Raw genomic sequence first — 22294 nt, forward strand, 5'->3', positions numbered from 1 at the left:
TCACGGTTCACGCGCCGGGCGCGCCAGGGCGGCGGATCGTCACGGGTGTGTCATCCGCAGGACATCCAGCGCCTCGTCGAGCTGCTCCAGGGTCAGGTCCCCGCGCTCCACGTACCCGCTGTCCAGGACGACCTGACGGATGGTCTTCCGCTCGGCCAGCGCCTTCTTGGCGACCTTGGCGGCCTCCTCGTAGCCGATGTACTTGTTGAGCGGTGTGACGACGGACGGGGAGGACTCGGCGTACTCCCGCGCCCGCTCGCGGTTCGCGGTGATGCCGTCGACGGTCCGGTCGGCGAGCAGCCGCGTGGCATGGGCGAGCAGCCGCACGGACTCCAGCACGTTCTTCGCGATGACGGGCAGCATGACGTTGAGCTCGAAGTTCCCGGCCGCGCCGGCGGTGGCGACGGTGGCGTCATTGCCCACGACCTGGGCGGCGACCATCAGCACGGCCTCCGGAATGACCGGATTCACCTTGCCCGGCATGATCGAGGAGCCGGGCTGGAGGTCGGGCAGGGCGATCTCGGCGAGGCCGGTGCGCGGCCCGGAGGACATCCACCGCAGATCGTTGGCGATCTTCGTCAGCCCGACCGCGATGGTCCGCAGCTGCCCGCTGGTCTCGACGATGCCGTCCCGCGCGCCCTGCGCCTCGAAGTGGTTCCGGGCCTCGGTGAGGGGCAGCCCGGTGGTCCGGGCGACCTCCTCGATCACGGCGGCGGAGAAACCGGGCGGGGTGTTGATCCCCGTGCCGACGGCCGTACCCCCCAGGGGCAGTTCGGCAAGCCGGGGAAGGGACGCCTCCAGCCGCTCGATCCCGTACCGCACCTGGGCGGCGTACCCGCTGAACTCCTGCCCCAGCGTCACGGGCGTGGCGTCCATGAGATGGGTCCGCCCCGACTTCACGACATCGGAGAACTCCTCGGCCTTGCGCTCCAGGGAGGCGGCGAGGTGGTCCAGGGCGGGGATCAGATCACGGGTGACGGCGGCGGTGGCGGCGATGTGGATGGAGGACGGGAACACGTCATTGGACGACTGGGAGGCGTTGACGTGGTCGTTGGGGTGAACACTGCTGCCCAGCCGCTCGGTCGCGAGCGTGGCGATGACCTCGTTGGTGTTCATGTTGGACGAGGTCCCGGACCCGGTCTGGAACACGTCGACGGGGAAGTGCTCGTCCCACTTCCCCTCGGCCACCTCGCCGGCGGCCTCCTGGATCGCGCCGGCGACGTCCTCGTCGAGCACCCCGAGCCGCGCGTTCACCTTCGCCGCGGCGCCCTTGATACGGGCGAGAGCCTCGATGTGCGCCCGCTCGATCCGCTGCCCGGAAATCGGAAAGTTCTCGACAGCACGCTGCGTCTGAGCCCGCCACTTGGCGTCGGCCGGGACACGTACTTCGCCCATGGAATCGTGCTCGATGCGGTATTCGTCGCTCATACCCGCTATAGCGAACGAGGGGGCGGTGATGTTCCTGGGTGGGGCGAATGGGGGCTGAGGACCTGCGAAGGCACCGGCGCGCTCCAGGAGGCCGCCGGTGAGGTGGCCGGGGCTGAAGACTCGCGGGGGCCTGTGCCTGTGCCTGTGCCTGTGCCTGTGCGTGTGCCTGGCCCGTTCCTGTGCCCAGGGGCGTGGAGGGGGCGAGTATCCGCGGCCCGGAGGGCGGGAGGGGTCTGACGGATCGTGGGCGGCGGGCCTGAAGACACGTAGGCGGCGGTGGCCTGCGACTCGGGAGGCGGGGCGGGTCCGAGGCCCTAAGGGATCCGGCCCGAGGCTCATGGGGAGGTCGGGCCCGAGGCTCATGGGGATGCCGGGCCCGAGGCCCATGAGGGGTCGGGGGCCCGAGGCCCCTGAGGGGTGCAGGGGACGCAGTCCCCGCCGGGGCCCGGGGCTCCTGTCCGACCGTGTCGGGCGGTGGGTGGGCAAAGGCCGGGGGTCCAGGGGGCGGAGCCCCCTGGCGGGGCCGAAGGGGCAGAGCCCCTGGGGACGGGAAGGGTAGGGGCGGCGGGGGCGAGAACCACCCCCGCCGCACCCCGGTGCACTACGCCAGCCCCGGCCCCCGCACCGGAATGCTCGTGAACGTGGGCGCCGGCGCCGGATCCTGGAAGAAGTCGTTGCCCTTGTCGTCGACGACGATGAACGCCGGGAAGTCCTCGACCTCGATCTTCCAGACGGCCTCCATGCCGAGCTCCTCGTACTCGACGACCTCGACCTTCTTGATGCAGTCCTGGGCGAGCCGGGCCGCCGGACCGCCGATGGAGCCCAGGTAGAAACCGCCGTGCGACGCGCACGCGTCCGTGACCTGCTTGCTCCGGTTGCCCTTGGCCAGCATCACCTTGGACCCGCCCGCCGCCTGGAACTGCTCGACGTAGGAGTCCATCCGCCCGGCCGTCGTCGGGCCGAACGAGCCCGACGCGTAGCCCTCGGGCGTCTTGGCCGGACCCGCGTAGTACACCGGGTGGTCCTTCAGGTACTGCGGCATCTCCTCACCCGCGTCCAGCCGCTCCTTGATCTTGGCGTGCGCGATGTCACGGGCGACGACCAGCGGACCGGTCAGCGACAGACGGGTCTTGACCGGGTACTTCGTCAGCTCGGCCAGGATCGTGTCCATCGGCTGGTTGAGGTCGATCTCGACGACGTCACCGGCCCCCGCGGCGGAGCCGCTGTTGGACTCTGTGAGGTGCTCGTCCGTGGTCTCCGGCAGGAACCGCGCCGGGTCCGTCTCAAGCTGCTCCAGGAAGACGCCCTCGGCCGTGATCTTCGCGACGGCCTGGCGGTCGGCGGAGCAGGACACGGCGATCGCGACGGGGCAGGAGGCACCGTGCCGCGGCAGCCGCACCACCCGCACGTCGTGGCAGAAGTACTTCCCGCCGAACTGCGCCCCGATCCCGATCTTCTGCGTCAGCTCGAAGACCTGCTGCTCCAGCTCCTTGTCCCGGAAGCCGTGTCCGAGCTCCGACCCCTCCGCCGGGATCTCGTCCAGGTAGTGCGCGGAGGCGTACTTCGCGGTCTTCAGCGCGTACTCGGCGCTCGTACCGCCGACCACGATCGCCAGGTGGTAGGGCGGGCACGCCGCCGTGCCCAGCGAGCGGATCTTCTCCTCCAGGAACTTCATCATGGAGGCCTCGTTCAGGACGGCCTTCGTCTCCTGGTAGAGGAACGACTTGTTGGCGGAGCCGCCGCCCTTCGCCATGAACAGGAACTTGTAGGCGCCGCCGTCGGCCGCGTACAGCTCGATCTGCGCGGGCAGGTTGGAGCCGGTGTTCTTCTCCTCCCACATGGTGAGCGGAGCCATCTGCGAGTAGCGCAGGTTGAGGTTCTGGTAGGCGTCGTAGATGCCGCGGCTCAAGGCCTCCTCGTCGCCGCCCTCGGTCAGCACGTTCTGCCCGCGCTTGCCCATCACGATCGCCGTACCGGTGTCCTGGCACATGGGGAGCACGCCCGCCGCCGCGATGTTCGCGTTCTTCAGCAGGTCCAGCGCCACGAACTTGTCGTTGCCCGACGCCTCGGGGTCGTCGATGATGCGGCGCAGCTGCGCGAGGTGGGCCGGGCGCAGGTAGTGCTGGATGTCGTGGATGGCCTCCTCGGCGAGCTTGCGCAGCGCCTCCGGCTCCACCTTGAGGAAGGTCCGCCCGTCCGGTCCCTCGACCGTGGAGACGCCCTCGGAGGTCACCAGCCGGTACGGCGTGGTGTCCTGCCCTTGGGGAAGCAGATCGGTGTACGCGAACTCAGGCATCTCAGCCCATTCCTCACTCGACAGACGGCGGCCCGCCTCCTTTGGCGAGCGCCAACAGCCTAGAACCTGCCTCCGGCACTGACCCCCTGAGGTAAGGCTCACTTCGTCACACTCGGCCGCGGCACAGAGGTGGCATAGAGGTATCACGGGGGGTGTCGCGATCTATCGTGTTTGGGTACGCTGCTGCCGTGGACCTTCAGAAGCAGACCGCGCCCGCAGTCTCCGAGCTCCGTGCCTCCGACGCCGAGCGCGACCGCGTCGCCGACATCCTGCGCGACGCCCTCGCCGAGGGCCGTCTCACCGCGGACGAGCACGCCGAGCGCGTCGAGGGGGTGCTGCGTGCCAAGACGGTCGGCGAACTGGACGTCTTCATACGGGATCTGCCCGCCGCCCACCGCCAGGGCCCCGGCCCCTCACCGGCCCCGGCCCCGTACCGCCCCACGGTCGGCGCCATCCCGATCGACCCGGACGACAATGTGGTCGCGATCTTCAGCAGCGCCGTCCGCAAGGGCCGCTGGCGCACGGGCCGCCGCATCCACGCGTACTCGATCTTCGGCAGTGTCGAGATAGACCTCAGCGAGGCGCTCTTCGACCACCAGCAGGTGATGATCAAGGCGTTCTCGGTCTTCGGCAGCGTCGAGATCCGCGTCCCGGAGAACGTGTCGCTGCGCGGCATGGGCGGCGGCGTGCTCGGCAGCTTCGAGGTGGACACGCTCGACTCGGGCGACCCGGAGGCCCCGATCGTCTACGTCGACGGCTGGGCCGTCCTGGGCAGCGTCGAGGCGCGGCCCCGGCGCGGCAAGGTCGTCGCGGACATCCTCGACCGGGTGCAGCGCAAGGTCGACAAGAGTTTGCGCAAGCACCTGAACCATTGACAGTCGCGAATCCACCGGGATCCGGAGCAAATCGGTCCACCGGTGACGCCGCTCCACGGAACCCGAAAACGGGGGCGAAACCAGCGCTTCGGAACTCAGTGCATAGGCGCGCGCACAGCGGGTAGGCCTTGCTGCATCGTCTCTCGCTCGCGAAGCCGTCGTCAGGAGTAGACCGTGCTGCAACCGCCGCATTCGTCCCTGGTAGCTGCCGTTCCGGCCCCGCGGGTGCCAGCGCGAGACAGGGACCAAGACGCCCCGTGGCACACCGAGGCGGTGTGCCGGCGCGACGAGGCGGGCCTGTTCTTCGCCCCCTCCAAGGAGCCGACCGCCGCCCGGCTCTCCCGGGAGGAGGCGGCGAAGCGGGTCTGCGCCCGCTGCCCGGTGATGGTCGAATGCCGCGAGCACGCCCTGCTCCAGCCCGAGCCCTACGGCGTCTGGGGCGGCCTCACCGCCGCCGAACGCCGCGTGGTCCTGGCCCGACGCCGCCGCCGGGACCTGGAGTTGAAGAAGGCGGCCCGCTCGGCGAGCACGATAGCCGCGGCAGGCTGACCGGCACGCACGTCGAAAAGGGCGCCCCCACCGCACCGGGGGCGCCCTTTCGTCGCGGGGTGGGCTGCCCGAGCCCACCCCTGCGCGCGCTACTTCCCCTTGTCGAAGTCGATCGCGCTGTAGGCCCGCAGCTTGCTCAGCCGGTGCTCCGAACTGATCCTGCGCACCGTCCCCGACCGCGACCGCATCACGATCGAGTCGGTCGTCGCGGTCTCGGCCCGGTACCGAACCCCCCGCAGCAGCTCCCCGTCGGTGATCCCGGTCGCCACGAAGAACACGTTCTCCCCGGTGACCAGGTCCTCGGTCGTCAGGACCCGGTCGAGATCATGGCCCGCGTCGATCGCCCGCTGCCGCTCCTCGTCGTCCTTGGGCCACAGCTTGCCCTGGATCGTGCCGCCCAGGCACTTCACGGCACACGCCGAGATGATGCCCTCCGGGGTGCCGCCGATGCCGAGCAGCAGGTCGACCCCGGTGCCCTCCCGCAGCGCCAGGATCGAGCCGGCCACGTCGCCGTCGGAGATCAGCCTGATCCGCGCACCGGTCTCCCGGATCTCGTTGATGATGCCCTCGTGCCGGGGCCGGTCCAGGATCACCACCGTCACGTCCTCGGGCGCGGACCGCTTGGCCTTGGCGACCCGGCGGATGTTCACCGACACCGGCGCGTTGATGTCGACGAAGTCGGCGGCCTCCGGCCCGGTGACGAGCTTGTCCATGTAGAAGACGGCGGACGGGTCGAACATGGACCCGCGCTCGGCGGCGGCCAGCACCGCGATCGCGTTCGTCATGCCCTTCGCGGTCAGCGTGGTGCCGTCGATCGGGTCGACGGCGATGTCGCACTCGGGCCCGGTCCCGTCGCCCACGCGCTCCCCGTTGAACAGCATCGGGGCTTCGTCCTTCTCGCCCTCGCCGATGACGACGACGCCGTTCATCGAGACGGTGGAGACGAGGGTCCGCATGGCACGCACCGCGGCACCGTCGGCGCCGTTCTTGTCACCCCGCCCGACCCAACGGCCTGCGGCCATCGCCGCTGCCTCGGTGACCCGGACCAGTTCCAGGGCGAGGTTGCGGTCGGGGGCCTCGGAGGGCACATCGAGTTCGGACGGCAAGTGATGATGCTCGGTCATCGGAGCGCACCTTTCTGTACGACGACGGCCGGATGAGGGTGTTGTTGCCCGACTCTATCGCCGAGACCTCAAAATGAGCAGGGGCCCCCACGGATGAGCGCACCGGAGACCTGCGACGATAGGGGGCGTGGCAGGCACGAACGGCAAGCAGAAGACGGCGCGGGACATGATCCTCTCCATGGGAGTCATCGTCCTCGTGGCGGGTGTCATATACCTCTTCATCCCGCACGACGACAGCGCTCCCGACCTCAAGCGCGTCGACTACCGGGTCGAGCTGCTCACGGCACGCCGCGCGGCCTCGTACCCCATCGCCGCGCCGCAGGGCCTGCCCGACGCGTGGAAGGCCACCTCCGTCCGTTTCCAGGGCGACGAGTTCGACGCCTGGCACCTCGGCTTCCACGACCCCGAAGGGGAGTACGTGGCCGTCGAGCAGTCCACTCAGCGGCGCCCCGTCTTCATCGACGAGGCCACCCAGGGCGCGCGGGAGACCGGCAGCACCGAGAAGATCGACGGCCGGACCTGGACCCGCTACGAGGGCGGCCGGTACGACGCGCTGGTCCTGGAGGACACCAAGGGCTCGACGACGGTCGTGACGGGCACCGCGTCGTTCGCGCAGCTGACGAAGATGGCGGACGCGCTGAAGACGGAGTGAGACCCCCACCCACGACGAAGGCCCCCGGCGTGCACCGGGGGCCTTTCTCGTGTCCGTGCTTGCGGCCGTTCGTGCGTCCGTCGGTCAGACGATCGTGACGACCTGGTCGAACTCCAGGCGCGGGGAACGCGGGTACCAGGCGTCCGGGCCCGGACGGCCGATGTTGACGACCATCAGCGGGGTGTGGTCGTCGTCCAGGAACTCCTTGCGCACGCCCTCGGGGTCGAAGCCGGTCATCGGGCCGGCGGCGAGACCGGCGGCGCGGACGCCGACGATGAAGTAGGCGGCCTGGAGGGCGGCGTTCAGCGTGGCGGCGTTCTCGCGGACCGGGCGCTCGGCGAAGAAGAGGTCCTTCACCTGGGGCATGGCCGGGAACAGGTGCGGCAGCTCCTCGTGGAACTCGTTGTCCGCGGAGAGGATCGCGACCAGCGGGGCGGCGGCCGTCTTGGGCCGGTTGCCCTCGGCCATGTGCCCCACCAGGCGCTCGCGGGCCTCGGGGGAGCGGACCAGGGTGATGCGCAGCGGGGTCTGGTTGAAGGCGGTCGGGCCGTACTTGACCAGGTCGTAGATCGCCTGCACCTGCTCGTCGGTCACCGGCTCGTCGGTGAAGGTGTTGGCGGTGCGGGCCTCGCGGAACAGCAGGTCCTGCGCGGCGGGGTCAAGGGCGAGAGACATGGGTGAACCTTTGGACCTTCTCGAGCGGGTACGTCTGATGTCTCCGACCGTACGGGAGCGAAGTTCAACGTTCAACCAACTGTGAGGTGTCGTGCCTCATCTCACAGTGAACCGCCCGTACTGCTCCGCGCCCGCTCCGCTACTCGGCGTCCGCTTCGTCCGAGGTCTCCTCCGCCAGCGCCGCGTCCAGCCGCGCCCGCGCCCCGTCCAGCCAGCGCCGGCACACCTTGGCCAGCTCCTCGCCGCGCTCCCAGAGCGCGAGGGACTCCTCCAGCGTCGTACCGCCCGCCTCCAGGCGGCGGACGACCTCGATCAGCTCGTCCCGCGCCTGCTCGTACCCGAGCGCCTCGGACATGCCCGGTGTCTCATCAACCTCGCTGGTCATCCACCCACCCTATGTGTCCACTCGTACGGAGAACTCACCCTCGGAGACCCGCGCGCGCAGGGCCTCGCCGGCCTCCACCTCGCCGGGGTCGCGGACGGCGTGCCCGTCCGCCTTCTGGAGCACGGCGTACCCGCGCTTCAGGGTCGCGGCGGGGGAGAGCGCCACCACGCGCGCGTGCGTGTGCGTCAGCTCCGAGTCGGCCCGGTCGAGCTGGTGCCGCAGGCAGCGCCGGCCCCGGTCGAGCAGGTCCGCCACATGGTCGGCACGCTCGTCGATCATCCGGTGCGGGTCCTCTATCGACGGCCGCGCCAGAGCGTGGGCCAGCCCGCGCTCCTCCCGCTCCACCAGCGCCGCCACACACCGCCGCGCCCGGTCCCGCAGCAGCCGCACGCGCTCGTACTCCTCGCCGACGTCCGGCACGACCTTCTTCGCGGCGTCGGTCGGCGTGGAGGCGCGCAGGTCGGCGACGAGGTCGAGGAGCGGGTTGTCGGGCTCGTGCCCGATCGCGGACACCACGGGCGTACGGCACTCGGCCACCGTCCGGATCAGCTGCTCGTCGGAGAACGGCAGCAGGTCCTCCACGCTGCCGCCGCCGCGCGCGACGATGATCACGTCCACGGCCTCGATGGTGTCGAGCTCCTTCACGGCCTGCACGACCTGCGGCACGGCGTGCACGCCCTGCACGGCGACGTTGCGCACCTCGAAGCGCACGGCCGGCCAGCGGTGCCGGGCGTTCTCCAGCACGTCCCGCTCGGCCGCCGAGGCCCGTCCGCAGACCAGCCCGACGAGCTGCGGCAGGAAGGGCAGCGGCTTCTTCCGCTCCGGCGCGAACAGGCCCTCGCGCGTGAGGGCCTTCTTCAACTGCTCAAGGCGCGCGAGCAGCTCACCGACCCCGACGGGCCTTATCTCGGCGGCCCGCAACGACAGCTGCCCCCGCGGGGCGTACCACTCGGGCTTCGCCAGGACGACGACCCGGGCACCCTCGCTCACCACGTCCGCGACGGCGTCGAACACCTGCCGGTAGCAGGTGACGCTGACCGAGATGTCGTACGACGGATCCCGCAGCGTCAGGAACACCACACCGGCCCCCGGCCGCCGCGACAACTGCGTGATCTGCCCCTCGACCCACACCGCCCCGAGCCGGTCGATCCACCCCCCGATCAGCCGCGACACCTCACCGACGGGGAGCGGGGATTCCGGAGACGTGTTCACAGCCATGCCGCGAGAGTAGTGGCCCCCACCGACAACACACCTCACCCACCCGGCGACGCGGGCGGGTGCCCTGCACCGCCTGCCCACCGCTCTCGGGCCGTTTCGGGGGCGACGCCGTCCCCGGCTGCCGGGCCCGGCCCGCACCGTCGGCCGGGGCAGCTGGTCCCGCTGCCTCCGCGCCGCGGCCAGCCCCAACGGCCGAGCGCCGCAGCGCCACTCGGGACACCCGGCGTCCGCGCGGGACGGCACGTGCGGCAGCGGCCGGTTCCCCACCATCGCGAACAGCAGCCGACGCTCCGGGGCCTGTGGGACGACTCGACGAAGACGGCCCGCGCCCCGCCCGAGGGGGAAGGCACCCGCACCATCCGGGCGTCACTCACATCGCCCCCTGTCAGTCTTCCCGGGGACTCCACACGGATGCGATCTTCGACCCGCGGGACGCGGCCTTACGATGGGACGCATGTCTGCTTCGCCTGGCCGCCGTGTCCTGCTCGCCGCCCCCCGTGGCTACTGCGCGGGTGTGGACCGCGCCGTGATCGCCGTCGAGAAAGCGCTGGAGCAGTACGGGGCTCCGGTCTACGTCCGGCACGAGATCGTCCACAACAAGTACGTCGTGCAGACCCTGGAGAAGAAGGGCGCGATCTTCGTCGAGCAGACGGAGGAAGTGCCCCCGGGGAACATCGTCATGTTCTCCGCGCACGGCGTGGCCCCGGTCGTCCACGAGGAGGCCGAGCGGGGCCGCCTCGCCACCATCGACGCCACCTGCCCGCTCGTCACCAAGGTCCACAAGGAAGCCGTCCGCTTCGCGAGCGAGGACTACGACATCCTCCTGATCGGCCACGAGGGACACGAGGAGGTCATCGGCACCTCCGGCGAGGCCCCCGACCACATCCAGCTCGTCGACGGGCCGGGCGATGTGCAGAAGGTCGAGGTCCGCGACCCGTCCAAGGTCGTCTGGCTCTCCCAGACCACGCTGTCCGTCGACGAGACCATGGAGACCGTCGACGCCCTGAAGGACAAGTTCCCGCAGCTCATCTCCCCGCCCAGCGACGACATCTGCTACGCCACGCAGAACCGCCAGCTGGCCGTGAAGCAGATGGGCGCCGAGTCCGACCTGGTCATCGTGGTCGGCTCCCGCAACTCCTCCAACTCCAAGCGGCTCGTGGAGGTCGCCAAGATCGCCGGAGCGCGCGAGGCGTACCTCGTCGACTTCGCCGACGAGATCGACGAGGCCTGGCTGGAGGGTGTCTCCACGGTCGGCGTCACCTCGGGCGCCTCCGTCCCGGAGGTCCTGGTCGAGCAGGTCCTGGAGTGGCTGTCCCAGCGCGGCTTCGAGGACGTCGAGATCGTCAAGGCGGCCGAGGAGTCCATCACCTTCTCGCTGCCCAAGGAGCTGCGCCGCGACCTGCGCGAGGAGGCGACGGCGCTGGCCGCCGAGCGTGGCGGTGCCGGAACCGGTGAGGATTCCGGGGAGTGATCGGGGAGTGATCGGGGAGTCGCCGGGCGGGGTTCGCCATCCGGCCGGTGACTGTCAGTCCCTCGTCGTAACGTAGGGCCATGCAGATCTTCGGCGTGGACATCGGCGGTTCCGGGATCAAGGGTGCCCCGGTGGACCTGGAAAAGGGCGACCTGGCGCAGGAGCGCCACAAGGTCCTCACCCCGCAGCCGGCCACGCCCGACGGGGTGGCCGACGGCGTCAAGCAGGTCGTCGACCACTTCGGCTGGACGGGCCCGGTCGGGGTCACGTTCCCGGGCGTGGTCACCGACGGAGCGACGATCCGGACAGCGGCGAACGTCGACGACAGCTGGATCGACACCGACGCGCGCGTGCTGCTCGGCGAGCGGCTGGGCGGACTGCCGGTGACGGTGGTGAACGACGCGGACGCGGCGGGCGTCGCCGAGATGAACTTCGGCGCCGGCCGCGACCGCCGGGGCACGGTGATCGTGCTCACGTTCGGCACGGGCATCGGCAGCGCGGTCTTCGTCGACGGCGTCCTGGTCCCCAACACCGAGCTGGGCCACCTGGAGCTCGACGGGCACGACGCGGAGAAGCGGGCCTCCAGCAAGGCCCGCGAGGACCACGACATGACGTGGGAGCACTGGGCGGTCCACCGCGTGCGCAAATACCTCGCCCACGTCGAGATGCTGTTCTCGCCGGAGCTGTTCATCATCGGCGGCGGCGTCAGCCGCAAGTCACAGAAGTTCCTGCCGCACATCGAGGGCATCAAGGCGGAGATCGTCCCGGCACAGCTGCAGAACAACGCGGGGATCGTGGGGGCGGCGATGCGGGCGGCAGGGCATTAGAGCCGGTCAGAGCCGGGGCGTCACACCGGCGGACGGGCGGGCCCCGGCCGCCGTCCGTCGCCGGTGCACCAGCCGGATCCGCCGGGTGATCACGATCAGCCCGGCGATGAGCGTGCCGCCGTACAGCCACCCGGCCTGCGTGGCGAGCGCCGTCACCAGGCCCATCAGCTTGCCACCGGTGCCGTCGTCGCCGTCCGCCACCGGCACCAGCCCCACGGCGAAGGCGATCGGCACGACGACGGGCGCGGTCATCAGATCCCCGCGCCGCACCCAGACGGCGGTCAGCGCGCACACCGGCAGGAACAGCACCCCGTACGCCGTCAGCGACGCCCCGAACAGCACGGCGCACAGCCCGCCGAGCAGGAACATCACCAGCGCGCAGAACAACCCGCTGCCCAGCCCGGTCAGCCGGGGGTTGGGAAACCTCGCCGCGGCGGGCGCCGGGGCGGGGGCGGGCCGCCGTACCGCCGGGTGGCGCCGCTGCGGTCCCGGCTGCCGGACCGCTCGCACCGCACCGCCGCCCGCTCCTCGTCCCGCCTGCGGCGGCAGGGACGATCTCGGCCGGTCACGTCGCGGTCCGTACTGGGCAGGTCGCGTCCTGTATTGCTCCACTGCACCAACTTAGGTCGTTCAATATGCCGAATAGGCCTTCAGACACGCCGTGGACCGAGGCTTGGCCAAGCGTTCGATACGCCGCCGGGGTGGTTTCGGGTACGCCGTAGACTGGTGGATCGGCCGGTCTCCCGGCCCCCTGCCCTCTCCACTCACGGGAAGTCGCAACGTGTCGCTCACGATCGGAATCGTCGGTCTGCCGAATGTCGGCAAGTCGACCCTGTTCAACGCCCTGACCAAGAACGACGTGCTGGCGGCCAACTACCCGTTCGCCACGATCGAGCCGAACGTCGGTGTCGTCGGCGTCCCCGACCCGCGGCTCGGCAAGCTGGCCGAGATCTTCAAGTCGGAGCGGATCCTCCCGGCCACGGTCGACTTCGTCGACATCGCGGGCATCGTGCGCGGTGCGTCCGAGGGCGAGGGCCTGGGCAACAAGTTCCTCGCGAACATCCGTGAGTCCGACGCGATCTGCCAGGTCATCCGCGCCTTCAAGGACGAGAACGTCGTGCACGTCGACGGCAAGGTCTCGCCCAAGGACGACATCGAGACGATCAACACCGAGCTGATCCTCGCCGACCTCCAGACCATCGAGAAGGTCCTGCCGCGTCTCCAGAAGGAGTCACGGATCAAGAAGGACATCCAGCCCAAGGTCAAGGCGGTCGAGGAGGCCAAGGAGATCCTGGAGAAGGGCGACACGCTCTTCGGGCACGGCATCGTCCAGGGCAGCGAGCGCGCCGAGCTCCTGCACGACCTGCACCTGCTCACGACCAAGCCCTTCCTCTACGTCTTCAACGTCGACGAGGACGAGCTGACCGACGAGGACTTCAAGAACGAGCAGCGCGCCCTGGTCGCCCCCGCCGAGGCGATCTTCCTCAACGCCAAGCTGGAGGCGGACCTCGCCGAGCTCGACGACGACGAGGCCCTCGAACTCCTCCAGTCCGTCGGCCAGGAGGAGCCCGGCCTCGCGACCCTGGCCCACGTCGGCTTCCGCACCCTCGGCCTCCAGACCTACCTGACGGCAGGCCCCAAGGAATCCCGCGCCTGGACCATCAAGAAGGGCGCCACGGCCCCCGAGGCCGCCGGCGTCATCCACACCGACTTCCAGAAGGGCTTCATCAAGGCGGAGGTCATCTCCTTCGACGACCTGGTGGAGTCCGGCTCGGTGGCCGAGGCCCGCGCGAAGGGCAAGGCCCGCATGGAGGGCAAGGACTATGTGATGCAGGACGGGGATGTGGTGGAGTTCCGGTTCAACGTGTGAGCGAGTGAAATAACACCACGTTGGCAGCCTGGCAAACTTGCAGGTCGAATGGGGTCGGCTCTTCCGGGAGGCGGCCCCTTGCTGTTTCCCGTGCTGGGATGGCGTCGGGTTTCCATTTGACTGGACTGCAAAGTGGTACGCTATCCGGTACCACTTGATGTTAGGGAGCCAGTCATGTCCATAACTGCGAGCGAAGCCCGCAAGGCTCTCTTTCCGCTGATCAAGAAGGTCAACGATGATCACGAGGCCATCGAGATCGTCTCTAAGCATGGCAACGCCGTGCTTGTCTCGGCCGAGGACTACGCGGCGCTGCGCGAGGGCTCGTATCTCCTGCGCTCGCCTGCGAACGCGCGGCGGCTGCTCAAGGCGTACGAGAACGCTCTGAGTAACATCAACGTGTCGGAGCGCGAGCTGATCGATCCGGATGCGGCGGATCCTGCTGCGGGTGCCGTGTGAGGCTTGTCTTCGAGGATCAGGGCTGGGAGGACTACACGTCCTGGCTCAAGAACGACCGCAAGGTGCTTGCTCGAATCAACAAGCTCATCGAGGACGTCAAACGTGACCCCTTCACGGGGATCGGCAAGCCCGAGCCGCTCAAGTACCACTTGCCTGGTGCGTGGTCGAGGCGGATCGACGACGAGCACCGCCTCGTTTACCTGGTCACGGACAAGGAGGTAGTCATCCTCGCAGCTCGCTATCACTACTGACCGCCGGGCTGTCTGTGCTGGGGTCGCCGCTCTCGTGCCGGAACGACCATGGGGCGCTCCAAGGGGGAACTTCGTTTCCGCAGGCGGAGGCCAGGATTCGGCAGGTAGCACTCCAGGTGCTCCGTCACGGGCCATCCTCATCACACGGCGCATGCACTACTGGGTTGACCCGCTTCGGGCGCTGACCCATCGCGCCATGCCTTCAAAGGCGTCGAGCGTGCGGCCGTGGCCCGGGCCGAACCAGGCGCTGCAGTCCCGACCGAGCCGGTCGTACAGCTCGGCGGCTCCGCGTACGTCACCGCTGTGCCCAGTGAGGTCGGCCAGCTCCATGCGTGCCGTGATGACCAGCGCATGGTCTTGGCCGTGTTTCCAGATGAGCCGCCGTACGGAGAGTTCGGCAGCGCTCAGTTGATCCGCGAAGCCGTTGTCGGACATGGATGCGCCTGGGGCCGGTGCGGGGCCGTCGGCACGCCGCTCCGCTCCGGACGCATCGAGGTCCCGTTCGATCTCCTTGATCGCGTGGACGACCGCGCGCGCGTTGTGGGGCCGCTGCTGGGGATCCTTGGCAAGGAGGGCCATGATCAGTTTTTCGACTGTCGGCGGCACTCCGGCCACCTGTGCCCGCGGCGGCGTGGGCGCCTTGTTCTGGTGGGCTTGGGCGAGGGCGACGGGATCGGCGCGGGTGTCGCCGAAGGGTGGCCATCCGGTGACCATTTCGTACATCACGCAGCCGAGTGAGTACAGGTCGCTGCGTTCGTCGCCCGGCTCGGCGCGGCAACGCTCCGGTGACATGTACAGCGGTGTGCCGGCCGCGCTCCGCGTCTCGGTGGCGTCGACGAAACGTGACAGACCGAAGTCGACAATGCGTACGTCGCTGTCGGCCTCCCGAACGAGCACATTGCCGGGTTTGATGTCACGGTGGACGACGCTCTGGTCGTGAGCGGCGGCGAGGCCCTGGGCGATCTGACTGCTCCAACGACAGGTACGTGCCAGTGGCAGGGGGGTGACGCCCACATGGGCATTCAAAGGCTCACCGTCCACGTACTCCATGACGAGGAATGGCGTCTCGTCGCCCATGTCGCAATCGTAAATCCTAGCGACGTACGGGCTATCGACCTTGGCGGCGATCAGGCTCTCGCGTGCGAACCGGTCACGTATTTGCGGGACGCGCTCTGGATCCGGCCGCGGCCCGGCCAGCCGGTCCAAGGCGAGGAACTTCAGAGCTACTTCGCGGCTGAGCATCCCGTCGCGGGCACGCCACACGTCTCCGAATCCGCCGCTACCGATGTGGTCAACCAGTTCGAAGCGGCCGCCGCGACCGACAAAGCGGCGGCCGTCCCGCGGACCCGTCATCACTCGTTCCCCCTCTTGTCGCCGCTTGCGTCCCGAGTGCCTCCTTCGAGCGCGCCCGCCTCGCCTCTCCACGCCTGGTTCGCCCAGGTTGCAAGCTGGGGAGCAACATCGAGGTTCTCGCGCCATGCCGTGAAGAACGTGATGCGCTGGGTCAGCGCCCGGTTCAGGACGGCGGTGGCGGCCTGAGCACTGTCCTGGCCTTCGCGGCTGAGTTCCTGCTTGCGCGCCGGGACTCGCCGCCACTCGGTGATCGCCAGAATGACGGCAGCGGTTGCGAGGGTGGAGGCGATGACTCGCGGTGCCCCCTGTGGTAGGAGGAACGCCATGATCGTGCTCACTCCGGTCGCTACGACGGCGGCGAGAAACCGGAACCGATTAAGTTGGACGGATTCGACCTCTTGGTGGGTGCGCTCCTCTATCAGCTCCCGTACTTCGTCAACCAGTTGCTGTTTTGGCACGGCCACGGTCGGGTCTGCGGGTAGAGGGCGATTCCACTCACCCCAGCTGACGTCGATCTGCCGGGGGAGCATTGACCGGGAGCGTTGCACATAGGCCTCTGACGCGCTCAGCACGTGAGGCCACACCGCACGGAGTGCCAACAAGCGTGCCTCTTCTCCCAGACGCACGGCTTCCGGCATGAAGACGGCGTTCACCAGCAGTGTCCGGAGGTTTACCGGCCTTGCGGCATTCCGCTGTTCCGAGTGCTCCTGGCGTGCTGTCTCCTCGTCGCCGCCGTGCTCGACGACCAGTTCGAGATAGCGGATGCGCGACGCGAGCTGAGCCTCGTCGGCGTCGTGTCGGTCGATGAGCGCGTCGAGAGCACTGTCGGCGTGTCCTGCCGGGCCGTCGTCGAGGTCGCCGGGGAAGGCGCGGCGCAGATGGGCGAGCGTGGCCTTCGGGATGGTCGCCCACTCCCAGCCGCTGCGCAGGACGCCCCAGTTGTCGGCACACAAGCTGCTTAGATCCTGGTACCGCTGCGCGGGTAGGGTCTTTCCCAAGTCACCCATGCTACGAGCGACTTGAGTCTCCAGTGTGGTCGCCTGGGCCAGGTCCAGACGGCTGAGCCACTGCCGCATCGCCTGCCGGGTGTATGCATGGGCTTGCGCTCCCAGCTCGTTGCAAGCGACGGCGTCGAGTACGACGTGGAAGTCCTCGTCCAAGGCGTAGGGGTCGAGTGACTGCAGATAGCGGTCCATCCAGCGGGCGGCTTCGTCCAGTTCGCCCAGGCGGGTACAGGTCAAGGTAAAGAAGAGGTTGGCACGGGCCGGGTCGATGGAGTAAGCCTGAGCCCGGGCCCGGTGCATCTGCGGTTCTTTGTCAAGATGGCGGGCAGCGAGAGCGACCACGGCCGGACCGAGCCAGAAGCCGCGGTCCATGAGCATGCGTTCCTGGGCACATGCGGCCATCAGGTCTTTGTCCACCATCCCTTTCTCCAGAGCGTCTTTCGTCAGCGCGTGGACGAGTCCGTGAGCCAGGGCACGGGTCTGTCGGCGCTGTTCGAACTGTGCGTGCCACTCGGTCGTCAGCCGGGTCAACTCTGCCTCGGCACGTGCCCGTGCCTGATCTTTGGCGTACCGGTCTGTGAACTCATCCCACTTTTGGCCAAGTTGGCGTATGGAGTCCTCGACCAGGTCGATGGTGTGTGACACGTCACTGAGTTCAGAAGCCATGGTCCGCAACTCGCCGCGCAGAGCCGTGACGTCGCCCTGCACTGTTGCGACCTGCGTCCCCAAGACGTCGACCTCGCCGTCCAACCGCCGTAACGCTCCTGCAACTTCACTGAGAGGTGCCTCTGCGTCCCCGTACTCGCCCACTTCGTCCCCCGAAATTGGCTGAAGCCTCCGTCGACCAGGCTTCTCACTCGGCATCACAAATAACTCGGGTCTGTCTTGCTCATTATGTGTACGCCTCCGTCATCTGGCTTCTGAACGGCTAATCTGAGCGGGCTGTTGGCGCGGATCCGTACCGCAGGGCCTGCCGAGGCACCCATCAAGGAGCCACCGACACAGGAGGAGTCGCGGACATCGTGGATCAACTGCACCAGCCGGTACGTGATCTCTTCTTCGGGCGTGATGACGCCGAGCACGACTTCGCCGACGGCCTGCTGAGGCAGGGCTTCCAGCGGACCCTCGCCTACGAAGCGGCACTCCATGGGCGCAAATCGCTGGTCATCGGCCGAAAGGGCTCGGGCAAGAGCGCCATCTGTGCTCAACTCGCCCACGGAGGGCTGTATCCCGGTCCCACAGCTGAGATCATGCCGGACAACGCTGCGGGCGATGAGATCCGCCGATTCGACCTGCAGGGCATCACGTCGGACACCGCCAAGTCGCTGATTTGGCGCTATCTGTTCGCCGTACAGGTCGCCCGTTACGTGGTCGAGCATGCGCGCGCCCAGCACAGCCGGTCGCTGCGCCAACCTGCGCCTGTCCGTGCGCTGCGCGAATTTCTGCGGACCAACGGCGAGGAGCACGAGGCACGCCTCACGGACAGGCTCAGACGTGGCACGAGTCGCCTGCAGTCGGCGACGCTGTCCGTGAAGATGTTCGGGATCGAGGCCAGTGTGGAGACTGGTGAGGGCACGGCAGGGCCCGGCTCCGAAGGTGCCCGCGCGATGCGTCAGCTCGAGGCGCTCGAAGCCGGCGTTCGGGCGGCTCAAGGAGCGCTGGACTGCGCCACCGCCGGGCACCCGCCTCTGCTCGTCCTGGTCGACCAGCTGGAACTGGTATGGGCGGCGGACCCCGACAGCCATGCCCTAGTCACGGGGCTGCTTCTGGCTTCCAAGCACCTGGCAAGGACCTTTGGCACGTCGGTGCGCTGCGTGCTGTTCATCCGCTCCGACATCTACGACACCCTCAACTTCGCGGACGGTGACAAGTTCCGCAGTGAGGAAATGCAGATCACCTGGACCCCGGAAGCCCTGCGTGACTTGGCGCTCGCCCGAGCGTCCGTTTCCTTGAGGCGACAGCTCACCCATGAGCAATTGTGGGGCGATGTTTTCCCCAGCGCCGTCGGTGGCGAGCCGACGGCCGACTATCTCGAACGCCACTGCCTGCCTCGCCCGCGCGACGCCATCCAGTTCCTCACCCTCTGCCGTGACGTCGCCTGGGAACGGGGGCACGGCACGGTGCGCGAGTCCGATGTCCTGGCCGCGACCAAGCGTTTCTCCCAGTGGAAGCTGGAGGACCTTGCCAGGGAGTACAACGTCGGATTCCCGTTTCTGCGCGAAGTCTTCGCCCTGTTCGAGAACGGCGACCACCGGGTCTCCCGGGACGAGTTCGGCGAACGTTTCTCCGCCATCCGTGCAGACCTGCACGGGGCGTACTCCGCCTACACCGAGCACCTCACCGCACAGGCCTTGGTGGCGGCCCTCTTCGCCATCGGTTTCCTTGGGGTGAGGCGGGGCGACAGCGTCGCGTACGCGGGTTCGACGTCGTTGCCTGTCCAGCTGTATGAGGACGATCTGTACGTCCATCCCTGTTTCCGCCAAGCGCTGCACTGCAGGGAGGGCACAATGGCACGATCGACGGCGTCTGGCCTGGCCCTGCAAGCCTCCCTACCGAGCGGCACACACACGAGTTTCCTGCGTAGCATCACCGTTACGGACGCAGGGTTCACTGTTGACCGCGACGTGCGCCTCCTCGAGGAGGTCGAACGTGTGATGCAGCGTCTGCTGCGCCACCTCGGGCGATCGGGGCTCCCGGCGCATGTACGCGAAGACACGAGACTCGCCCTGTCGGCACTGAACGGGCAGGACCAGGCCTTCGCAGAGGAGGGCGAAAGCGTTGAGGTGCGGGTGCGCTCCGCCATCACTCTCCTGGAGACACTCGCCGACCATCTCACCCGCGAGGGGTATGACGGCGAGGCTGTCACTCTGCGCTTGGCCGACGAAGCACGCAGGCTTGAGCGTGTGCTGGGCGGTGCAGTCGGCGGCGGAGACTCCGACTCCTCCGGGTGAGGCTACGCCTCGGAAAGTCGATCCGGGGCGTCAGGGTCGGTCTCTACGAGGCTCGGGCGGTCAGCCCAGGCTCTGGGCGGCGTACAGCGTGCCGACGGCCGTGGCGAGGGTGCCGAGGAGGAGGCGCAGGGCCCGGTCGGGCAGGCGGGGCTGGAGTCGGGCGCCGAGGTAGCCGCCGATGAGGCCGCCCGTGCCGCAGGCGAGGCCGAGCCACCAGTCGGGGGCGACCTCTCCGGAGCTCATCAGCGACAACAGCGCGTAGGCGGTGGCGCCGACGAGCGACGTGGCGAACGTGGCGGCGAGCGCGGCCGGGGCGACGCGGGCGACGGGCAGGCCGCGTCCGACGAGGACCGGGCCGAGCAGGGAGCCGCCGCCGATGCCGTAGATGCCGCCGACCACGCCGACCGCCAGCGCGAGGCCGGTCAGCGTGCGCGGGGCCAACTCAGCCGCGGGCGACGGGCGGTGGCGTGCCGGGGCGAGGGCGCGCAGGAACAGCCACAGGCCGAGCGGCAGCAGCAGGGCGGAGGCCAGGAGCCGGAAGACGCCCGGGCCGGGGAGCGCGAAGACCCGGACGGTGGCGCCGAGGAGGACGCCGGGCAGCGTGCCCAGCACCAGACGCCGGGCGAGGTCGCCGCGCAGGGCGCCGTCGTGGCGGTAGCGCCACAGGGCTCCGGGTCCGGCCACGACGTTGTACAGCAGGTTGGTCGGGGTGACCGCCGGGTTGGGCACACCGAAGACGCTCAGCTGGACCGGGAGCAGGAACACCGCGCCGGAGACTCCGACCGGGGCGGTCACGGTCGCGATCACCAGCCCGGCGGCCAGCCCTCCCCACACGGTCCAGCCCACCGTCGCCCCGCTTCCCCCGGCCCTTCGAACGTCCGGTCAGTATCAGCGGCCCGGAGGGCTACGGGGGTGGCGTGCAACGAGATGTTCATGAGCGGCGGGCGTGGGCGTCGACGGGGGGCGTCGGCCCGGCCGGAGGCGGAGCGGCTCGGCCAGGGCCGGAGCGGCTCGGCCAGGGGAGCAGCTCGGCTACTCCCGGCCCGTGACCCGCCGGCAGGCCTCCGCGTACGCCCGGACCAGCGGACGTCGCCCGTCCTCCCGGCGCCAGGCCAGGACATAGCGGCTGGGTGTGACACCCCGCACCGGGCGGGCGGTCACGCCGCCCAGGGTGAGCAGGGGGACGTTGCCCGCGGCCACGAGGCACACGCCGAGACCGGCGGTCAGCGCCTCGTACGTCTCCTCCGTGCTCGCGATCTCGGCGCCGATCCGGGGAGGGCGGCCGTCGCGGGCGTCCAGGGCCAGCCAGAAGTCGCGCAGCGGGCCCGTGCTCTCGGGCAGCGCGAGGAACGGCTCGTCGAGCAGGTCCGTGAAGTCGACCTCGGTGCGGTCGGACAGGGGGTGCGTGTCCGGGAGGGCGACCATGAGCGGTTCCTCGGCGACGACCGTCCAGTCGTAGCGCTCCTGGCCGGGCAGCGGCAGCCAGACGAAGGCCACGTCCGCGGCGCCGTCGGCGAGGCCCGCGGTCGGGTCCTCCCAGTTGACCTGCCGCAGCCGGAGGAGGGTCTCCGGGTGCGCGGCCGTGAAGCGGGAGCGGATCGCGGGCAGCAGGCCGCCGCGGACCGGGCTGGTGCTCATGCCCACGACCAGCGTGCTGCGCCGCGCCGCCCGGGCGGTGTCCATCGCGGCCGCACCCTCCTCCCACGCGTCCAGCACCCGGCGCGCGTGCGGCAGCAGTGCCGTACCGGCGTCGGTGAGGGCCACGCCGTGCCGGTCGCGCCGGAACAGCTCGATGCCCAACTGCCGCTCCAGCGCCCGGATCTGCTTGCTCAGCGCGGGCTGTGACACGTACAGGCGCTCGGCGGCGCGGGTGAAGTGCAGTTCCTCGGCCACCGCCACGAAGTAGCGCAGGTCGCGCACATGAACGTCCAGGGTCATAGCCATTGGTTATCACCAAAGGTCTTGGACCGGGCGGCGGGACGGGCGAGAGGCTGATCGGCGTGACGACACGAGCGCGTGACGACGTGAGACGGGGAGCTGTCATGAACAAGGTGTGGCTGATCACGGGTGCGAGCAGCGGTTTCGGCCGGGCGATCACCGAGGCGGCCCTCGCCGCGGGCGACGTGGTGGTCGGCGCGGCCCGGCGCCCCGAGGCGCTGGACGACCTGGTCGCCGCCCACCCCGACCGGGTGGAGGCACTGCGCCTGGACGTCGCCGACACGGGCGCCGCCGAGGCCGCCGTACGGGACGTCGTGGCGCGGCATGGACGGATCGACGTCCTGGTCAACAACGCGGGCCGGACCCATGTCGGTGCCTTCGAGGAGACCACCGAGGAGGAGCTGCGGGCGCTGTTCGAGGTGCACGTCTTCGGCCCGGCCGCCCTCACCCGGGCCGTGCTGCCGTACCTGCGCGAGCGCCGGTCGGGCGCGATCGTCCAGATGAGCAGCATGGGCGGACAGATGTCCTTCGCGGGCTTCTCGGCGTACAGCGCGACGAAGTTCGCCCTGGAGGGCATGTCCGAGGGACTCGCGGACGAGGTCGCGGAGTTCGGCGTCAAGGTGCTGATCGTCGAGCCGGGCGCCTTCCGCACGGGGCTGTTCGAGACCGGGCGGGCCGGTACCAGTGCGGACAGCGGCGTGTACGGCAAGGTGAGCCGGACCCGGGGAGCGGTCGCCGGCGGTGACGGCACCCAGCCCGGCGACCCGGCCAAGGCCGCCGCCCTCATCCTGGCCGCGCTCGACGCCGACACCACGCCGCTGCGTCTGCCCCTCGGCGACGACGGCGTCAGCGCCGTCCTCGGCCATCTCGACCAGGTACGCGACGAGGTCCTGGCGTGGGAGAAGCGGGCCCGGGCCACGGGGTTCGACGACTGACCGTCGCCCCCTCGTGCACATCCGCGACCCTCGCCC

At 69.5% G+C, this 22294-nt stretch carries 21 protein-coding genes; 10 read left to right on the forward strand and 11 right to left on the reverse strand.

Annotated features, from left to right (window positions below):
- Positions 1-39: 39 nt before the first annotated feature.
- Together ACZ3I3_RS12260 and ACZ3I3_RS12265 are read right to left on the reverse strand one after the other, a co-directional pair.
- Positions 40-1428 carry a class II fumarate hydratase gene (locus tag ACZ3I3_RS12260; protein WP_467364398.1) on the reverse strand — a complete coding sequence of 463 codons (1389 nt, stop codon included), beginning with the start codon at positions 1426-1428 and terminating at the stop codon, positions 40-42.
- A gap of 601 nt (positions 1429-2029) precedes the next feature.
- A complete protein-coding gene (locus ACZ3I3_RS12265; RefSeq protein WP_467364399.1) occupies positions 2030-3724 on the reverse strand; it encodes a fumarate hydratase in 1695 nt (564 codons plus the stop codon).
- A 188-nt stretch (positions 3725-3912) separates the two neighbouring features.
- Here ACZ3I3_RS12265 and ACZ3I3_RS12270 point away from each other — a divergent pair, with 188 nt between their 5' ends.
- On the forward strand, positions 3913-4599 hold the full coding sequence (locus ACZ3I3_RS12270; protein WP_467364400.1) for a DUF1707 SHOCT-like domain-containing protein: 687 nt from the start codon (positions 3913-3915) through the stop codon (positions 4597-4599).
- A 174-nt stretch (positions 4600-4773) separates the two neighbouring features.
- Positions 4774-5148, forward strand: a complete 375-nt coding sequence (locus tag ACZ3I3_RS12275; protein WP_078945338.1) for a WhiB family transcriptional regulator — start codon at positions 4774-4776, stop codon at positions 5146-5148.
- Positions 5149-5237: 89 nt separating this feature from the next.
- On the opposite strand, the gene glpX is transcribed toward ACZ3I3_RS12275, so the two are convergent.
- Positions 5238-6272 (reverse strand): class II fructose-bisphosphatase, encoded by a 1035-nt coding sequence (gene glpX, locus ACZ3I3_RS12280; RefSeq protein WP_175434507.1) that lies wholly within the window; start codon positions 6270-6272, stop codon positions 5238-5240.
- Positions 6273-6399: 127 nt separating this feature from the next.
- Here glpX and ACZ3I3_RS12285 point away from each other — a divergent pair, with 127 nt between their 5' ends.
- The gene (locus ACZ3I3_RS12285; RefSeq protein WP_467364401.1) at positions 6400-6924 is read left to right on the forward strand and encodes a DUF4245 domain-containing protein; all 525 of its coding nucleotides are present in this window, start codon (positions 6400-6402) and stop codon (positions 6922-6924) included.
- Positions 6925-7008: 84 nt separating this feature from the next.
- Here ACZ3I3_RS12285 and ACZ3I3_RS12290 read toward each other — a convergent pair whose 3' ends face one another.
- The 3 genes from ACZ3I3_RS12290 to xseA all read right to left on the reverse strand — a co-directional run bounded on the left by ACZ3I3_RS12290 (position 7009) and on the right by xseA (position 9202).
- Positions 7009-7599, reverse strand: a complete 591-nt coding sequence (locus ACZ3I3_RS12290; protein ID WP_467364402.1) for a malonic semialdehyde reductase — start codon at positions 7597-7599, stop codon at positions 7009-7011.
- Positions 7600-7738: 139 nt separating this feature from the next.
- Complete coding sequence (locus ACZ3I3_RS12295) at positions 7739-7984, reverse strand: exodeoxyribonuclease VII small subunit (protein ID WP_086604576.1); 246 nt, start codon at positions 7982-7984, stop codon at positions 7739-7741.
- Positions 7985-7993: 9 nt separating this feature from the next.
- Positions 7994-9202, reverse strand: a complete 1209-nt coding sequence (gene xseA, locus ACZ3I3_RS12300; RefSeq protein ID WP_467364403.1) for an exodeoxyribonuclease VII large subunit — start codon at positions 9200-9202, stop codon at positions 7994-7996.
- Between the two features lie 445 nt (positions 9203-9647).
- On the opposite strand from xseA, the gene ACZ3I3_RS12305 reads away from it, so the two are divergent.
- On the forward strand, positions 9648-10673 hold the full coding sequence (locus ACZ3I3_RS12305) for a 4-hydroxy-3-methylbut-2-enyl diphosphate reductase (RefSeq protein WP_467364404.1): 1026 nt from the start codon (positions 9648-9650) through the stop codon (positions 10671-10673).
- An 80-nt stretch (positions 10674-10753) separates the two neighbouring features.
- Positions 10754-11500 (forward strand): polyphosphate--glucose phosphotransferase, encoded by a 747-nt coding sequence (gene ppgK, locus ACZ3I3_RS12310; protein WP_467364405.1) that lies wholly within the window; start codon positions 10754-10756, stop codon positions 11498-11500.
- A 6-nt stretch (positions 11501-11506) separates the two neighbouring features.
- On the opposite strand, the gene ACZ3I3_RS12315 is transcribed toward ppgK, so the two are convergent.
- Positions 11507-12112 (reverse strand): DUF6542 domain-containing protein, encoded by a 606-nt coding sequence (locus ACZ3I3_RS12315; protein ID WP_467364406.1) that lies wholly within the window; start codon positions 12110-12112, stop codon positions 11507-11509.
- 169 nt (positions 12113-12281) lie between these two features.
- Between ACZ3I3_RS12315 and ychF the strand changes: the two genes are divergently transcribed.
- The 3 genes from ychF (at position 12282) to ACZ3I3_RS12330 (ending at position 14077) form a co-directional block, all read left to right on the forward strand.
- On the forward strand, positions 12282-13370 hold the full coding sequence (gene ychF, locus ACZ3I3_RS12320) for a redox-regulated ATPase YchF (RefSeq protein WP_467364407.1): 1089 nt from the start codon (positions 12282-12284) through the stop codon (positions 13368-13370).
- 174 nt (positions 13371-13544) lie between these two features.
- On the forward strand, positions 13545-13826 hold the full coding sequence (locus tag ACZ3I3_RS12325; RefSeq protein ID WP_467364408.1) for a type II toxin-antitoxin system Phd/YefM family antitoxin: 282 nt from the start codon (positions 13545-13547) through the stop codon (positions 13824-13826).
- Complete coding sequence (locus ACZ3I3_RS12330; RefSeq protein WP_467364409.1) at positions 13823-14077, forward strand: Txe/YoeB family addiction module toxin; 255 nt, start codon at positions 13823-13825, stop codon at positions 14075-14077. The genes ACZ3I3_RS12325 and ACZ3I3_RS12330 overlap by 4 nt, the downstream gene beginning before the upstream one ends.
- A gap of 156 nt (positions 14078-14233) precedes the next feature.
- Here ACZ3I3_RS12330 and ACZ3I3_RS12335 read toward each other — a convergent pair whose 3' ends face one another.
- A complete protein-coding gene (locus ACZ3I3_RS12335) occupies positions 14234-15430 on the reverse strand; it encodes a serine/threonine-protein kinase (RefSeq protein WP_467364410.1) in 1197 nt (398 codons plus the stop codon).
- On the reverse strand, positions 15430-17184 hold the full coding sequence (locus ACZ3I3_RS12340) for a hypothetical protein (RefSeq protein WP_467364411.1): 1755 nt from the start codon (positions 17182-17184) through the stop codon (positions 15430-15432). Before ACZ3I3_RS12340 ends, ACZ3I3_RS12335 begins: the two co-directional genes overlap by 1 nt.
- Positions 17185-17456: 272 nt before the next feature.
- Between ACZ3I3_RS12340 and ACZ3I3_RS12345 the strand changes: the two genes are divergently transcribed.
- Entirely contained in the window at positions 17457-19385 is a 1929-nt protein-coding gene (locus ACZ3I3_RS12345) for a P-loop ATPase, Sll1717 family (RefSeq protein WP_467364412.1), read from the forward strand.
- A 60-nt stretch (positions 19386-19445) separates the two neighbouring features.
- Here the strand turns inward: ACZ3I3_RS12345 and ACZ3I3_RS12350 are convergent, their stop codons facing one another.
- Both ACZ3I3_RS12350 and ACZ3I3_RS12355 read right to left on the reverse strand, forming a co-directional pair.
- Entirely contained in the window at positions 19446-20231 is a 786-nt protein-coding gene (locus tag ACZ3I3_RS12350; RefSeq protein WP_467364413.1) for a sulfite exporter TauE/SafE family protein, read from the reverse strand.
- A 186-nt stretch (positions 20232-20417) separates the two neighbouring features.
- Complete coding sequence (locus ACZ3I3_RS12355) at positions 20418-21323, reverse strand: LysR family transcriptional regulator (protein WP_467364414.1); 906 nt, start codon at positions 21321-21323, stop codon at positions 20418-20420.
- Between the two features lie 104 nt (positions 21324-21427).
- Here ACZ3I3_RS12355 and ACZ3I3_RS12360 point away from each other — a divergent pair, with 104 nt between their 5' ends.
- Positions 21428-22258, forward strand: coding sequence for an SDR family NAD(P)-dependent oxidoreductase (locus ACZ3I3_RS12360; RefSeq protein WP_467364415.1), 831 nt, complete (start codon positions 21428-21430; stop codon positions 22256-22258).
- Positions 22259-22294: the final 36 nt, after the last annotated feature.

The organism is Streptomyces sp. NPDC016851 (assembly GCF_055562795.1).

What these genes read in the sequence shown, in the direction of transcription:
- ACZ3I3_RS12265 (WP_467364399.1), bottom strand. Translation starts at nt 3,724, where the DNA reads ATGCCTGAGTTCGCGTACACCGATCTGCTTCCCCAAGGGCAGGACACC.
- ACZ3I3_RS12335 (WP_467364410.1), bottom strand. Translation starts at nt 15,430, where the DNA reads ATGACGGGTCCGCGGGACGGCCGCCGCTTTGTCGGTCGCGGCGGCCGC.
- ACZ3I3_RS12360 (WP_467364415.1), top strand. Translation starts at nt 21,428, where the DNA reads ATGAACAAGGTGTGGCTGATCACGGGTGCGAGCAGCGGTTTCGGCCGG.
- glpX (WP_175434507.1), bottom strand. Translation starts at nt 6,272, where the DNA reads ATGACCGAGCATCATCACTTGCCGTCCGAACTCGATGTGCCCTCCGAG.
- ACZ3I3_RS12305 (WP_467364404.1), top strand. Translation starts at nt 9,648, where the DNA reads ATGGGACGCATGTCTGCTTCGCCTGGCCGCCGTGTCCTGCTCGCCGCC.
- ACZ3I3_RS12355 (WP_467364414.1), bottom strand. Translation starts at nt 21,323, where the DNA reads ATGACCCTGGACGTTCATGTGCGCGACCTGCGCTACTTCGTGGCGGTG.
- ACZ3I3_RS12295 (WP_086604576.1), bottom strand. Translation starts at nt 7,984, where the DNA reads ATGACCAGCGAGGTTGATGAGACACCGGGCATGTCCGAGGCGCTCGGG.
- ACZ3I3_RS12260 (WP_467364398.1), bottom strand. Translation starts at nt 1,428, where the DNA reads ATGAGCGACGAATACCGCATCGAGCACGATTCCATGGGCGAAGTACGT.
- ACZ3I3_RS12290 (WP_467364402.1), bottom strand. Translation starts at nt 7,599, where the DNA reads ATGTCTCTCGCCCTTGACCCCGCCGCGCAGGACCTGCTGTTCCGCGAG.
- xseA (WP_467364403.1), bottom strand. Translation starts at nt 9,202, where the DNA reads ATGGCTGTGAACACGTCTCCGGAATCCCCGCTCCCCGTCGGTGAGGTG.
- ACZ3I3_RS12325 (WP_467364408.1), top strand. Translation starts at nt 13,545, where the DNA reads ATGTCCATAACTGCGAGCGAAGCCCGCAAGGCTCTCTTTCCGCTGATC.
- ppgK (WP_467364405.1), top strand. Translation starts at nt 10,754, where the DNA reads ATGCAGATCTTCGGCGTGGACATCGGCGGTTCCGGGATCAAGGGTGCC.